Source organism: Mycobacterium sp. Panama NTM2, assembly GCF_054355555.1.
Genome location: NZ_CM135953.1, coordinates 2,506,744 through 2,521,092, shown reverse-complemented (window position 1 = coordinate 2,521,092; position 14,349 = coordinate 2,506,744). Strand labels below are relative to the sequence as shown.

At 68.2% G+C, this 14,349-nt stretch carries 10 protein-coding genes; 3 read left to right on the top strand and 7 right to left on the bottom strand.

Going from position 1 to position 14,349, the window contains the following annotated elements; all coding sequences use genetic code 11:
- Positions 1 to 10: 10 nt before the first annotated feature.
- The 3 genes from cydD to ACXYX3_RS12050 are packed head-to-tail and all read left to right on the top strand — an operon-like array spanning position 11 to position 3,520.
- Positions 11 to 1,576, top strand: coding sequence for a thiol reductant ABC exporter subunit CydD (cydD, locus tag ACXYX3_RS12060; protein ID WP_458612061.1), 1,566 nt, complete (start codon positions 11 to 13; stop codon positions 1,574 to 1,576).
- Positions 1,563 to 3,020, top strand: coding sequence for an ATP-binding cassette domain-containing protein (locus ACXYX3_RS12055; protein ID WP_458611830.1), 1,458 nt, complete (start codon positions 1,563 to 1,565; stop codon positions 3,018 to 3,020). Before cydD ends, ACXYX3_RS12055 begins: the two co-directional genes overlap by 14 nt.
- Positions 3,017 to 3,520, top strand: coding sequence for a DUF4190 domain-containing protein (locus ACXYX3_RS12050; RefSeq protein WP_458611829.1), 504 nt, complete (start codon positions 3,017 to 3,019; stop codon positions 3,518 to 3,520). The genes ACXYX3_RS12055 and ACXYX3_RS12050 overlap by 4 nt, the downstream gene beginning before the upstream one ends.
- Here ACXYX3_RS12050 and ACXYX3_RS12045 read toward each other — a convergent pair.
- From ACXYX3_RS12045 to ACXYX3_RS12015, 7 genes are all read right to left on the bottom strand, one after another.
- Positions 3,498 to 4,379, bottom strand: coding sequence for an acyl-CoA thioesterase II (locus tag ACXYX3_RS12045; RefSeq protein ID WP_458611828.1), 882 nt, complete (start codon positions 4,377 to 4,379; stop codon positions 3,498 to 3,500). The two genes, ACXYX3_RS12050 and ACXYX3_RS12045, sit on opposite strands and share 23 nt — an antisense overlap.
- 14 nt (positions 4,380 to 4,393) lie before the next feature.
- On the bottom strand, positions 4,394 to 5,812 hold the full coding sequence (gene pyk / locus ACXYX3_RS12040) for a pyruvate kinase (RefSeq protein ID WP_458611827.1): 1,419 nt from the start codon (positions 5,810 to 5,812) through the stop codon (positions 4,394 to 4,396).
- Positions 5,813 to 5,839: 27 nt separating this feature from the next.
- Entirely contained in the window at positions 5,840 to 7,348 is a 1,509-nt protein-coding gene (locus ACXYX3_RS12035; protein ID WP_241203637.1) for a glutamate synthase subunit beta, read from the bottom strand.
- Positions 7,341 to 11,882: a glutamate synthase large subunit gene (gltB, locus tag ACXYX3_RS12030; RefSeq protein WP_458611826.1), complete on the bottom strand. Its 4,542-nt coding sequence runs from the start codon at positions 11,880 to 11,882 to the stop codon at positions 7,341 to 7,343. The genes ACXYX3_RS12035 and gltB overlap by 8 nt, the downstream gene beginning before the upstream one ends.
- An 84-nt stretch (positions 11,883 to 11,966) precedes the next feature.
- Positions 11,967 to 12,380, bottom strand: a complete 414-nt coding sequence (locus tag ACXYX3_RS12025) for a DUF2752 domain-containing protein (protein ID WP_458611825.1) — start codon at positions 12,378 to 12,380, stop codon at positions 11,967 to 11,969.
- Positions 12,370 to 12,861 (bottom strand): NINE protein, encoded by a 492-nt coding sequence (locus tag ACXYX3_RS12020; protein ID WP_241203640.1) that lies wholly within the window; start codon positions 12,859 to 12,861, stop codon positions 12,370 to 12,372. The genes ACXYX3_RS12025 and ACXYX3_RS12020 overlap by 11 nt, the downstream gene beginning before the upstream one ends.
- A 25-nt stretch (positions 12,862 to 12,886) precedes the next feature.
- Positions 12,887 to 14,275, bottom strand: coding sequence for an HNH endonuclease signature motif containing protein (locus ACXYX3_RS12015; protein WP_458612060.1), 1,389 nt, complete (start codon positions 14,273 to 14,275; stop codon positions 12,887 to 12,889).
- Positions 14,276 to 14,349: the final 74 nt, after the last annotated feature.

Genomic DNA, 14,349 nt, shown 5'->3' with positions numbered 1-14,349 from the left:
CTCGGCGGCGATGCGCCGATTCCTGGTCGCCACCACGGTGTGCGGGGTCGCGATCGCCGCCGCCACGATCGGATCGGCTGTGATACTGGCGAGTCTGGTGGCGCAGATCATCACCGATCCGGCGTCCCGGACCCTCGGGGATCTGGCCGCACCGGTCACACTGCTCGCCGCCCTGTGGGCCGTCCGCGTTTTGACGCAGTGGCAGCAGGGGCGCCTGGCACAGCACGGCGCCAGCGATGTCATCGCCGATCTGAGCGACCAGGTGCTCCGCACCGCCACCGCCCTGCCCCCGCGCGAGCTGGCGGAGCGCCGTGACAACGCCGCAGCCGTCGTCACGCGCGGACTCGACGGTCTGCGTGTGTATTTCACCACCTACCTACCGTCGCTGTTCCTCGCGGCGATCCTGACCCCTGCGACCGTCGTCGTGATCGCGACCGTGGACTGGCAGGCCGCGGCGATCGTGCTCATCGCCCTCCCGCTGATCCCGATCTTCATGATCCTGATCGGCCTGGCGACCGAGGACCGGTCGGCGGCGGCGCTGGCCGCGATGACCACGCTGCAGGCCCGGCTGCTGGATCTCGTCGCGGGCCTGCCCACGCTGCGGGCGTTCGGCCGCGCCGAGGGGGCGACCGCGAAGATCGCCGAATTGAATGCCGCGCATCGGCGTTCGGCGATGGCCACGATGCGGATCGCGTTCCTGTCCGCGCTCGTACTCGAACTGTTGGCCACCCTCGGCGTGGCCCTGGTCGCGGTCAGCGTCGGGATGCGGCTGGTGTACGGGCACATTCCGCTGGAGACCGCGCTGACCGCTCTGCTACTCGCCCCCGAGGTGTTCTGGCCGTTGCGCCGCGTCGGTGCCGCCTTCCACAGCGCACAGGACGGAAAGACCGCAGTGGCGGCCGCGTTCGCGCTCCTCGACTCCGCCCTACCGTCGCGGGCCGGGGATCGCGTTCTGGACGGCGACGCGATGACCATCACCGTCGCCACACCCGATTTGCTGGCCGAACCGGGCCGGGTCACCGTGCTGACCGGCCCGAACGGGTGCGGCAAGTCGACGCTCCTGCAGGCCGTTCTGGCCCTCGACCCGATGCCGACCGCCCGCGTTCGGATCAACGGGGTCGCTGTCGCCGACCTCGACCCGACGTGGTGGTGGAGCCGCGTGGCGTGGCTGGCGCACCGCCCCGTCATCATCCCCGGCACCGTACGCGAGAACCTCGAGCTCTTCGGGCCTCTCTCCGACCTCGACGCTGCCTGTCGCACAGCGCGTTTCGACAACGTTCTGGCCGACCTACCGCAGGGGCTTGACACCGCCCTCGGACAGGGCGGCGTCGGATTGTCACTGGGACAGCGCCAACGCCTGGGACTCGTCCGCGTGCTGGGCTCGGCGGCGCCGGTGCTGCTGCTCGACGAACCGACCGCACATCTCGACGAACCGACCGAACACGCTGTGCTGACGGCGATCCGAGACCGTGCCGCCGACGGTGCGACGGTCGTCGTGGTGGGTCACCGCGACGCTGTGCTGGCGATCGGCGACACCGTCATCGACATGGGGGTGCCTGCTCGTGTGGTGGTATGAGTTGCTGCGTCCGCGCCGGTCGCGGCTGCTCCTGGCGATCTCGTTCGGTGTCCTCTCGCTGGGGAGCGCACTGGCGCTGGCCGGGGTGTCGGCATGGTTGATCACCCGCGCGTGGCAGATGCCGCCTGTCCTCGATCTGACGATCGCCGTCGTCGCGGTGCGCGCGTTCGGGATATCCCGTGGGGTGTTCGGCTACTGCGAGCGGTTGGCATCCCACGACACCGCGCTGCGAGCCGCCGATTCGGCCCGGACGCGCCTCTTCGCCCGGTTGGCCGCCGCCCCGGAAGACGACGTGACCCGCAGACACAGTGGGGATCTGGTCGCCCGCGTCGGCGCCGGCGTCGACGATGTGGCCGACGTCGTGGTGCGCGCGGTGGTGCCGATGTGCGTCGCCGGCATCCTCGGGATCGCCGCCGTGGTGACCGTGGGGTTGATCTCGCCGATCTCCGCCGCCGTGCTCGCCGCCAGCCTCCTGCTGGCCGGGGTCGTCGCGCCCGCCGTGGCGGCCCACGCGGCACGACATGCTGAAACTGTTGCAGCAGAGCATCATTCAGACCGTGACACAGCCACTCTGCTCGCGCTGGAGCACGCGGCGGAGCTGCGGATCGCCGGCCGCCTGCCGAACGTCCTCGCCGACGCCGGCGATCAGCAGCGGCGCTGGGGGCGGGCGATCGACAGTGCGGCAGCACCCGCAGCGGTGGCCGCCGCGGCCCCCGCCGCGGCCACCGGTGTCAGTGTGCTCGGCGCACTGCTCGCCGGTATCGCTCTGGCGGACACCGTCGCCCCGACCACCCTGGCCGTCCTGATGCTGCTGCCACTGTCGGCCTTCGAGGCGACCGCGGCCCTGCCTGCCGCAGCGGTCGCACTGAGCAGGGGCCGCGTCGCAGCCCGGCGCCTGGCGGCGCTCACCGACCCGGACGACACGGCACGCCGTCGCCCCGACGTCACCCCTCTGCATCTCGAACCCGGTGACCGGATCGCGGTGGTCGGGCCGAGCGGCTGCGGCAAGACGACCCTGTTGATGCGCACCGACGGCACGTTCTTCGCCGAGGACGCCCACCTGTTCGCCACCACGGTGCGCGACAACCTGCTCGTGGCCCGCGGCGATGCGAGCGACAACGAACTGACCGAGGCGCTGACCCGCGTCGGACTCGGCCCCTGGCTCGCAGGCTTGCCCGACGGCCTCTCGACGGTGCTCACCGGCGGCGCAGCAGCGGTGTCAGCCGGCCAGCGTCGGCGACTGCTGCTGGCGCGGGCCCTGATCTGCACCGCGCCGACCGTGCTTCTCGACGAACCGACCGAGCACCTCGACCGGTCCGACGCCGAGACACTGCTGTCCGACATCCTCGCGCCGTCCGGTCTGTTCGGGGCTGATCGGGCGGTCGTGGTCGCCACGCATCATCTGCCGGAATCGCTGGACGTCCGGGTAATCTCACCGGCATGAGCGACGCGCCGCCACCGCCACCGTATGGGCCTCCGCCGTACGGGCCGCCCCCGCAGTACGGCGGCTATGGCAACTACGGCGGCTATGGCGGCTACCCGGGCGGCCCGCCGCCGACGTCGGCGCCGAAGAACGGATTGGGCACCGCTGCACTGATTCTCGCGATCATCGGCGTCGTGCTGTGCTGGTCGATCGCCGGCGGCATCGTGCTGGGGCTCAGCGCAATCGTCATCGGCATCATCGCCCGGGGCCGCGTGAAACGCGGCGAAGCGACCAACGGCGGCGTCGCCACCGCCGGCATCGTGCTCGGAGCCGTCGCGATCGTCGCCGCCCTGGTGTTCATCCCGATCTACATCGGCCTCTTCGACCAGGTCGGCGGGAGCGACTACGTGGACTGCCTCACCCGCGCCGGTAACGACAGCACCGCCGTCGAGCAATGCGCCGAGGACTTCCAGCGGCGCGTCGAAGACCAGTTCTCCCTCACGGTGACCCCGACCCGGTAGCCCGAGCCGGGAAGTACTTCACGATTCCCTCCTGCACGACCGTGGCGAGCAACTGACCCGAACGGTCGAAGAAGTGACCGGAGCCCAGGCCACGCGACTCGGCGGCCACCGGGGAGGTGGTCGAGTACAGCACCCAGTCGTCGAAGCGCACGGGGCGGTGGAACCACACCGAGTGGTTGGTCGTCACAGCGAAGATCCGGTCGTGTCCCCAGGACAGTCCGTGGGTGGTGATGATCGAATCCAGCACGGTGGTGTCCGACGAATACACCAGCGCCGCGGCATGCAGGACGGGATCGTCGGGCATGGCGCCGCGGGCGGTCATCCAGACGCGGTTGTGGGCCAGCCGGTCGCCCTTGTCCCGCATGATCCAGGCGGGGTCGTTGGTGTAGCGCCATTCGATGGGCCGCAACGCGTTGGCGAAGTGCGGCACCACCTCTTCGTAGCCGCTCAGCAACTCGTCGATTGGCGGCACGTCCAACGGCTCGGTCACCGCCGGCGCGGACACCCCGTGCTCGAGTCCCTTCCCGCCGGCCAGGTAGGACACCAACGCGGTCGTCAGAAGTGCGCCGTCCTGCATGACGTCGACCCGCCTGTTGGCGAAGCGGCGCTCATCCCGTAGGCGCACCACGCGGAACTCCAGATCCTTCTCAGGATCGCCGCCCGCGATGAAGTGCACCGACAGCGTGCTCGGCGGGACGGGATGGCTCAGGGTGCGGCCCGATGCCACGAACGCCTGAGCCATCATCTGGCCGCCGAAGGTGCGGACCGGGTTCTTGCTCGGATGCACGCCCAGGAAGTAATCGTCGTCGACCCTCTTCAGGTCGAGCACTGCCAGCAGTTCATCGAAGTCTGCTGACACGCAACCCCCAGGGTCTAGACGTCGTCCTCGCCGATGCGGTGGACGTGGATGAGATTCGTCGACCCTACTGTGCCGGGCGGCGCACCCGCGACGATGACCACGAGATCACCGCGCTTGTAGCGACCCAGCTCCAGCATCGACTTGTCCACCTGGCGGATCATGCCGTCGGTGGTCTGGATGTGCGGCACGATGAACGTCTCGGTGCCCCAGGTCAACGCCAACTGGCTGCGGACTTCCGGCAGTGCGGTGAACGCGAGCACCGGCAGCGGGGTGTGCAGGCGGGCCAGCCGGCGCACGGTGTCACCCGACTGGGTGAACGCGACGAGCGCCTTCGCGTCCAGCCGCTCCCCGATGTCGCGGGCGGCATACGAGATCACCCCGCGCTTGGTGCGCGGAACGTGCGTCAGCGGCGGCGCAGCGACAGAGTTCTCCTCCACCGCGGAGATGATGCGGGCCATGGTGCGCACCGTCTCGAACGGGAACTTGCCGACCGACGTCTCACCCGAGAGCATCACCGCGTCGGCGCCGTCGAGCACCGCGTTGGCCACGTCGGAGGCCTCGGCCCGGGTGGGCCGGGAGTTCTCGATCATCGACTCGAGCATCTGCGTGGCGACGATCACGGGCTTGGCGTTCTCCCGCGCCATCTGGATGGCGCGCTTCTGCACCAGCGGCACCTCTTCGAGCGGCAGCTCGACGCCGAGATCGCCGCGCGCGACCATGATCGCGTCGAACGCGAGCACGATGGCTTCGAGGTTGTCGATGGCCTCGGGTTTCTCCAACTTGGCGATGACCGGCACCCGACGGCCGACCCGGTCCATGATCTCGTGCACGAGCTCGACATCGGCAGGCGAGCGGACGAACGACAGAGCCACCAGGTCCACGCCGAGACGCAGCGCGAACTCCAGGTCGTCGATGTCCTTCTCCGACAGCGCGGGCGCCGAGACGTTCATGCCGGGCAGCGACATGCCCTTGTTGTTGCTGACCTTGCCGCCCTCGGTGACCGTGCAGACCACGTCGTTGCCGTCGATGTGCTCGACCACCAGGCCGACGTTGCCGTCGTCGACGAGCACCCGGTCCCCCGGCCGCGCGTCCTGGGCCAGCCGCTTGTAGGTCGTCGACACCCTGTCGTGGGTGCCCTCCACGTCCTCGACGGTGATCCGCACCGTCTCGCCGTTCTCCCACACCGTGGGGCCGTCGGCGAAGCGACCGAGGCGGATCTTGGGGCCCTGCAGGTCGGCGAGGATGCCGACCGCGTGGCCGGTGCTGTCCGATGCCGTGCGCACCCGCTTGTAGTTGGCCTCGTGATCTGGGTAGTCCCCGTGGCTGAAATTCAGCCGGGCGACGTCCATGCCCGCCTCGACGAGCTTGCGCACCGCATCCTCGGAGGCCGTGGCCGGACCCAACGTACAGACGATTTTTCCGCGTCTATTCACGGATGCCGAGCATAGTCGTTAATCGATTCAGATGACGGCCAGCGGGAGCGCACCCGGCCTGACCGGGGCCGGAAGGTCCGTCTCGCCCATCAGGAAAGTGTCCACAGCGGCGGCGGCGCTGCGCCCCTCCGCGATCGCCCACACGATCAGCGACGCACCTCGGTGGGCGTCCCCGCAGACGAACACCCCGGGCGAGTCGGTCTGCCAGTCCTGCCCGCAGCGAAGCGTGCCGCGCGGAGACAACGTCAGGCCCAGGCCGTCCAGCAGCGGCATGTGCTCCACGCCGTCGAAGCCGATCGCCAGCAGCGCGAGGTCGCAGCGGATCTGCAGGCTCTCGCCCACGGGGGTGATGCGGCGCCGGCCGGTCTCGTCCCGCTCGACCTTCACCTCGGCGATCTCCAGCGCGCGCAGGTTGCCCTCCTCGTCGCCGAGGAACCGCTGAACGGCGACCTGATAGCGACGTTCGCCGCCTTCGGCGTGCGCCGGGGAGAGCCGGGTGCGCAGCACCACCGGCCACATCGGCCAGGGAGCGCTGGAGTCGTCGCGGTATTCGGGCGGCTCGGGGTTGTAGTCGAGCTGGGTCACCGACGCCGCGCCCTGCCGGTGCGCGGTGCCCAGACAATCGGCACCGGTGTCACCGCCGCCGATGATCACCACGTGCTTGCCCGCCGCGGAGATCGGACTCGGGCCGTCGCCTTCGCACTCCTTGTTCGCGGGCACGAGGTGCTCCATCGCCAGGTGCACACCGGCCAGTTCCCGGCCTTCGACCGTGTTGTCCCGGGCCCGCAACGCGCCGACGGCGAGCACGACTGCGTCGTACTGGGCGCGCAACGCGTCGATGGTCACGTCGACACCGACCTCGCATTCGGTGACGAAACGTGTTCCCTCCGCCCGCATCTGGGCCAGCCGCTGATTCAGCGTGGCCTTCTCCAACTTGTACTCGGGGATGCCGTAGCGCATCAGACCGCCGATTCGGTCGTCGCGTTCGTAGACCGTCACATCGTGGCCGGCGCGGGTGAGCTGCTGGGCTGCGGCCAAACCGGCCGGCCCGGACCCCACCACCGCCACGCGTTTGCCGGTCGCGATCGCCGCGGGCTGCGGTTCCACGATGCCGTCCAGCCAGGCCTGGTCGGCGATGGTCTGCTCGATGCGCTTGATCGTGACACTGCCGCCGGTCTGCTCCTCGGCGATCGACAGCACGCATGCCACCTCGCACGGAGCGGGGCAGAGCCGGCCGGTGAATTCGGGAAAGTTGTTGGTGGCGTGCAATCGCTCGCTGGCCGCGTCCCAGCGCCCCCGGCGTACCAGATCGTTCCACTCGGGAATCAGATTGCCCAGCGGACAGCCAGCACTGCCGCTGTGGCAGAACGGAATTCCGCAATCCATACAGCGACGAGCCTGCTGGGACACCTCCCCCGCCCGCTCGTGTGGATCCTGCCGCTCGTAGACCTCACGCCAGTCACCGACGCGTTCGTCGACGGGGCGCTTGGCGGCTTCCACCTTGGCGACATCCAGGAATCCGTACGGATCAGCCACGACTTGCCTCCATGATCGCTGCGTCGACGTCTCTGCCCTCGGCCTTGGCCATCCGGGTGGCTTGAAGCACACGCTGGTAGTCGCGCGGCATGATCTTCGTGAACAGCGCGCTGCGGCGGGGCCAATCCGACAGCAGCGACGTCGCGACGGTGCTGCCGGTGTGCCGGGCGTGGGCGGCGACGACATCACGCAGCCAGGCGAGATCCACACCGTCCGGAGTCTGCAGCTCCACCATGTCGGTGTTGACGCGGCGCGGATCGAGACCGAGCACGTAGGCGATGCCCCCCGACATACCGGCGGCCATGTTCCGTCCGACCGGGCCGAGTACCACCACCCGGCCGCCGGTCATGTACTCGCACGCGTGGTCACCGACACCCTCGGTGACCGCGAGGGCTCCGGAGTTGCGCGCCGCGAACCGTTCCCCGACCCGACCACGCAGGAACACCTCGCCGGAGGTGGCGCCGTAGAGCAGGGTGTTGCCGGCGATGACGTTGTCCTCGGGCAGGAACAGCACGTCGTCGTCGGGTCGCACGATGATGCGACCGCCTGACAAGCCCTTGCCGACATAGTCGTTCGCATCACCGATGAGCGCGAGGGTGACCCCGGGCGGCAGGAACGCGCCGACGCTCTGGCCGGCCGAACCGGTCAGCGTCACATGGATGGTGTCGTCGGGCAGGCCTTCGGCACCATAGCGGCGGGTGACCTCGCTGCCGAGCAGGGTGCCCACGGTCCGGTTGACGTTGCGCACCGGAAGCTCCAGGCGCACGGGGTGGGCGTCCTCGAGCGCCCCCTCGCACAGCTGGATGAGCGTGCGGTCCAGCGCCTGCTCCAGCCCGTGCTCCTGTTCGCGAACGCGACGGCGGCCGGTCTCGGTCGACGGCACCGCGAAGATCGGTGTCAGGTCAAGGCCCTTGCTCTTCCAGTGCGCGACACCGAGGTCGGTGTCGAGCATTTCGGCGTGCCCGACGGCTTCGTCCACGCTGCGGAACCCGAGCTCGGCGAGATGCTTGCGGATGTCCTCGGCGATGAACTGAAAGAACGTCTCGACGAACTCGGGCTTGCCGGTGAAGCGAGCCCGCAGTTCGGGGTTCTGCGTCGCCACCCCGACGGGGCAGGTGTCGAGGTGGCAGACGCGCATCATGATGCATCCCGACACCACCAGCGGCGCCGTGGCGAAACCGAACTCCTCGGCGCCCAGCAGCATCGCGACCATCACGTCGCGCGCGGTGCGCATCCCGCCGTCGCACTGCACGGTGATCCGGTCGCGCAGACCGTTCAGCATGAGCGTCTGCTGAGTGTCGGCCAGTCCGATCTCCCACGGTGCGCCGGCGTGTTTGAGGCTGGTCAAAGGCGCTGCGCCGGTGCCACCGTCGTAGCCGGAGATCAGCACGACGTCGGCGTGCGCCTTGGAGACGCCCGCGGCGACAGTGCCGACACCCACCGAGCTGACCAGCTTGACGTGGATGCGGGCGTCGGCGTTGGCGTTCTTCAAGTCGTGGATCAGCTGGGCGAGATCCTCGATCGAGTAGATGTCGTGGTGAGGCGGCGGAGAGATGAGCCCCACCCCGGGCGTCGAGTGCCGGGTCTTGGCGATGTTCGGATACACCTTGTAGCCCGGAAGTTGGCCGCCCTCACCGGGTTTGGCTCCCTGAGCCATCTTGATCTGGATGTCGGTCGCATTCACCAGGTAGTCGCTGGTCACACCGAAGCGGCCCGAGGCGACCTGCTTGACCGCGCTGCGGCGCAGCGGGTCGTAGAGCCGGTCGACGTCCTCGCCGCCCTCACCGCTGTTGGACCGACCGCCGAGGCGGTTCATCGCCACCGCCATGGTCTCGTGGGCCTCGGCCGAGATCGAGCCGTAGCTCATCGCGCCGGTGTTGAACCGCTTGACTATCTCGCTAGCGGGCTCCACCTCGTCCAGCGGCACCGGCGGACGCAGCCCCTGCTTGAACGCGAAGAGCCCGCGGAGGGCGCCGCCCTCGCGAGCCAGGCGGTTGACCTCCTCGGAGTACTTCTCGAAGACGTCGTACCGCCCCGTGCGCGTCGAATGCTGCAGCAGGAACACCACTTCGGGGGTGAAGAGGTGGAGTTCCCCTTCGCGGCGGAAGGCGTACTCGCCGCCCACCTCCAGACGACGGTGCACCCGTTCGGTGGGGTTCTCCGGGTAGGCCCGACGGTGCCGCAGCTTGACCTCCTCGGCGATGACGTCGAGCCCGATACCGCCGAGTTGAGTGGGTGTGCCGGTGAAGTATTCGTCGATGACCTCTTTGTCGATGCCGACCGCCTCGAACGCCTGGGCTCCGGTGTAGGACGCCACCGTCGAGATTCCCATCTTGCTCATCACCTTCATGACGCCCTTGCCGAGTGCCTTGAGGTAATTCCTGACCGCGGTGGCGGTTTCGATGCCGGTGAGTTCGCCCTCGCGGATGAGGTCTTCGATGGACTCGAAGGCCAGGTAGGGGTTGACCGCGGCGGCACCGAAGCCGATGAGCATCGCGACGTGGTGGACCTCGCGGGCGTCACCGGTCTCGACGACCAGTGCGATGGCGGTGCGCTGCTTGGTGCGCACCAGGTGGTGGTGCACAGCTGAGACGGCGAGAAGTGACGGGATGGGCGCCTTCGTGTGATCGGAGTCGCGGTCGGAGATGACCAGTGTCCGAGCGCCTTTGGCGATGGCGTCGCATGCCCGGAGGCGGAGATCTTCGAGAGCGTCGGCGAGTCCCTCACCGCCGCGTTCGACGCGATAGAGCGCTTTGAGCACGGCGGTGCGCAGTCCGGGATGCTCGCCGTCGTCGTTGATGTGGACGATCTTGTTGAGCTCGTCGTTGTCGAGCACCGGCCAGCCGAGGGTGATCTGTCGGCACGACGCCGCCGACGGTGCCAGCAGGTTCTGCTCGGGGCCCATCACCCGTGACATCGAGGTGACCACCTCTTCGCGGATGGCGTCCAACGGCGGGTTGGTCACCTGGGCGAAGAGTTCCACGAAGTAGTCGTAGAGAGACTTCGATCGCTCGGACAGCACCGCGGCGGGCGTGTCGGTGCCCATGGAGCCCAGCGGTTCAGCGCCCGAGGAAGCCATCGGCGTGAGCAGGATGCGGAGATCTTCTTCGGTGTAACCGAAGCTGATCTGGCGGCGTACCACCGAATCATGATTGGGCTGTACGCGAACCCGGTCGGGCAAGGCCTTGATGTCGAGCAGTCCGGCGTGCAGCCATTCGCCGTATGGTTCGGCGGTGGCGAGATCGTGTTTGATCTCGTCGTCGGAGACGATGCGCCCCGCGGCGGTGTCGATCAAGAACATCTTTCCGGGCTGGAGCCGCCCCTTGGCGACGATCTGGGCCGACGGCACGTCGAGCACACCGCTTTCACTGGCGAGGATCACGCGATCGTCGATGGTGCGCCACCATCGGCCCGGTCGTAATCCGTTGCGGTCGAGCACGGCTCCGACCAGAGTGCCGTCGGTGAACGTGACGCATGCCGGGCCGTCCCAGGGTTCCATGAGCGAGGCGTGGTATCGCCAGAATGCGCGCTCGGCGTCGTCCATCGTGGCGTTGTTCTCCCACGCTTCGGGGATCATCATCAGCACGGCGTGAGGCAGGGCGCGGCCGCCGAGGTGAAGCAGTTCCAAGACTTCGTCGAACGAGGCCGAGTCGGAGGCGTCGGGGGTGCAGACCGGCGAGAGCCGGGCGAGGTCGCCGGGGATCAACGCGCTGGCGAGCATCGCTTCACGTGCGTGCATGCGGTTGCGGTTGCCGCGCACGGTGTTGATCTCTCCGTTGTGCGCGACGAAGCGAAAGGGATGGGCCAGAGGCCACGACGGAAAGGTGTTGGTGGAGAAGCGGCTGTGCACGATCGCGATGGCGCTGACGCAGCGTTCGTCGCGTAGATCCGGAAAGTAGTGCGGCAGTTGCAGCGTGGTGAGCATGCCCTTGTAGACCATGGTGCGGCTGGACAGCGACGGGAAGTACACACTGTCCCGCTCGGCGCGCTTGCGCAGCGGGTACACCCGGCGGTCGAGGTCGATGCCGCCGGGACGCGCGCCGTTGCGTTCAGGGGCGGTGACGAAGAGTTGCGCCATGTAGGGCATGCAGCCCAGCGCGGTGTGGCCGATCTCCGCGCCGTCAGGGTCGACGGGGACCTCGCGCCAGCCGAGTATGTCGAGGCCCTCCTCGGCGGCGATGGTCTCGATGGTGGCGCGGGCGCGCGCCCTGTCCTCGAGATCCTGCGGGAGGAAGCAGATACCTGCGGCGAAGGTGTTGTCGCCGTTGAGGTTCGGCGCGGGAAGCTCGAATTCGGTGACCGCGTCGAGCATCTCGACCGGGAGCTGGATCAGGATGCCTGCTCCGTCACCGCTGTTGGGTTCGGCGCCTGCCGCGCCGCGGTGCTCGAGGTGCTCGAGGGCTATCAGCCCGTCGGTGACGATGGCATGGGAGCGGCGGCCCTGGATATCGGTCACCATGGCCACACCGCAGGAATCCGCCTCGCGGTCGGGATGGTAGAGCCCCTGAGGTTCGGGCAATGCCGAGAACAGCATGGACGATGCTCCTCGCAGTCCTGATTTTTGGTGGTCAGGGACTGCGGCGGCCCGTCGAGCGAGTGTATCAGCGCGGGTGGGCGGCTACCCGGCGAGAACGGTGGGGACGAGTGGGAAACCGGGCAGATTCCGGGCGACGGTCCAGGCGATGGCCGAGACTGCTATCACGAGCAACAGAGGTGTGGCCGGCACCGATTTACCGCGGGCGCGTCGGCCGACGAGAAACGCCAGCAGCAGCGGCAGACCGATCAACACGTAGGCGTTGTCCACCCATGCCGCAGCGAAGTCGCCGTGGAGGACATCGTGGGTCATACGCAAACCGCCGCAGGCTGGGCAGTTCCACCCGGTGAGCTCCTTGAAAGGACAGGGCGGGAACCCGAAGCCCGAGCTGTGCGGATCACGGAGGCCGATGTAGGCCAGGCTGCCCAGCAGGGCCGCCCCCGTGCCGAGGCCGGCGAGCAGGCGGGTTTTGCGGCTCGTACCCGGGCTAGGTGCCATCGCGCAGCGGACGCCCTTGCGGGTCGCGGACCTTGTCGGTGAGGATCAGAACCGCGTCGACAATGCCCCAGATGACGGGGATCAAGAAGCCCACTCCACACGTGAGCAAACCGATGACGAACCCTCCGATGAGCCCGACTGCGAGTTGGGCGATACCGAGCCCGGTGTAACCGAGGTAGATGCGTCCGATGCCGACCAGGCCGAGGAGTCCGAGCAGCTGCAGCAAGCCCGCCACCACTTTGGACTTGTCGGACAGTGGCTCCCCCGTCATCGGGTGCCGTCCGTAGGGCGCGTACGGGTCGGTGTACGACGGCGGATATTGACCCACCGGCGGCGGGAATTGCCCAGGCGGCGGACCGTACTGCTGACCTGGCGGCGGGTAACCCGGCTGCTGGTAGCCCGGTTGCTGGTAGCCCGGCTGCTGGTGTGGCGGCGGGTAGGAATCGCCGCCCTCGTTGCCACCGAATTGCGGCTCAGTCATGGCTCCAGCATGCCAGACCGGCTCGTTAGAACGGCGGCGGTTCGTACGTCGCCGAGAGCCTGGCCTGGCGTTGTCTTTCGAGTTCGGCGTCGAGCTCTTGTCGTTGTCGCCGTTCCTGTGCGATGCGGTGGCGGCGGTCCTGTTCGCGGGTTCTGGTGCGCATGGGCATCATCGCGCTGCGATCCGTGGACTCCGTCGGCGTCGCGGTGGGGATCGTCGCCGTCGGCGTCGCCAGGCCGGGGAACAAGATGCCCCCGAACGCCTCGGTGACGTACACGTGCCCCGTCGGGGACGTCACCACAATGCTGCCGTCAGTACGCTGCTCATCCTTCCAGCCGTCAGGGCCGGTGTAGAACGTCTTGATCAAATGATGTGTGCGGCAGTAATGCTTGAGCCCGGAGGCATGCGTCCGCCCGAACGGCCACGGCGTCGTGTGGTCGACATCGCAGCCCATCACCGGCCGATCGCAACCAGGAAATCGACACGTCAGATCCCGCCATCGCACGAAATCCCGAAGCGCCGCCGACGGCCGGTACCCCTTCTCCGCACCTGCGCCGGGCAGGCGGACCGGCCGGATCTTCGCCGTCGTCGCGATTCTGCGCACCGACTCTGCGGGCAAGACACCGAAACCCGACAGATACCCCGGCCGCGGACTCGTGCCGTCGAGTGTGTGCTGTTCTGCTAGAACATGAATGACCACCCGCGCAGCGGAATCCCGCACTGTCGCCGCTGGGCAGTCGCTTGATCCGCACAGGCACGCCAACGATCCCTCGAGCCGACCCAGTGCACCCGTCGCATCCGCGCGGCGCTGCCGCTTCGACCGTGGATCATTGGCGCACACCGAATCAGCAATCAGGTCCAGCCGCTGATCGATCGCCTCGGCATCCGCGGCATTGAGCACACCACCGATCAGCGCCATCCCCGCCACCGTCGGGTGCGGCTCGACCTCGACATAGCGCTGCTCCTCGACGATCGGCGGAACCCGAACACCGGCAGAATCATGCTCAGCGACCCACATATCGATGCGGTCCCGCAACTTCGGCTTCGACAAACGCATCCACTTGTGCACCTGTCGAGCCAACGAACGGTCTAGCTCCGCGATCACCTCGTCGAGCACGTTCTCCGTGCGCGTGATCAGGATCTGCACCATCCGGTAATCGATATCGCCCCGAGCGAACACCGCAGCCACTTGCGGCAACCGCTCATGCAGCGACACCGCCTGCCGCACCTGAGGTATTGCGCGACCACGGCTGATGTTCTGCGCAGCCGAGACCTCAGCACCGACGGCTTCGACCACATCGGTGTACCAGAACTGCGCGTCCTCATAGTCACTGCAACGGTGCTTGTACAGCCGGGCAATCGCATCCAACCGACGTGCGATTGCCGCCGACTCCGCCCGCGCCGCCGACGCCATCGTGTCGACCAGCGAGTCAGGACGGGACTGTGGAAATAACGGTGTTTCCGGTACTGACACGCTGAGCGATGCTC

Coding starts and splice junctions, on each gene's coding strand:
- cydD (WP_458612061.1), top strand. CDS start 11: ATGCGCCGATTCCTGGTCGCCACCACGGTGTGCGGGGTCGCGATCGCC.
- ACXYX3_RS12050 (WP_458611829.1), top strand. CDS start 3,017: ATGAGCGACGCGCCGCCACCGCCACCGTATGGGCCTCCGCCGTACGGG.
- gltB (WP_458611826.1), bottom strand. CDS start 11,882: ATGCTGTTCTCGGCATTGCCCGAACCTCAGGGGCTCTACCATCCCGAC.
- ACXYX3_RS12025 (WP_458611825.1), bottom strand. CDS start 12,380: ATGGCACCTAGCCCGGGTACGAGCCGCAAAACCCGCCTGCTCGCCGGC.
- ACXYX3_RS12020 (WP_241203640.1), bottom strand. CDS start 12,861: ATGACTGAGCCGCAATTCGGTGGCAACGAGGGCGGCGATTCCTACCCG.
- ACXYX3_RS12015 (WP_458612060.1), bottom strand. CDS start 14,275: ATGGCGTCGGCGGCGCGGGCGGAGTCGGCGGCAATCGCACGTCGGTTG.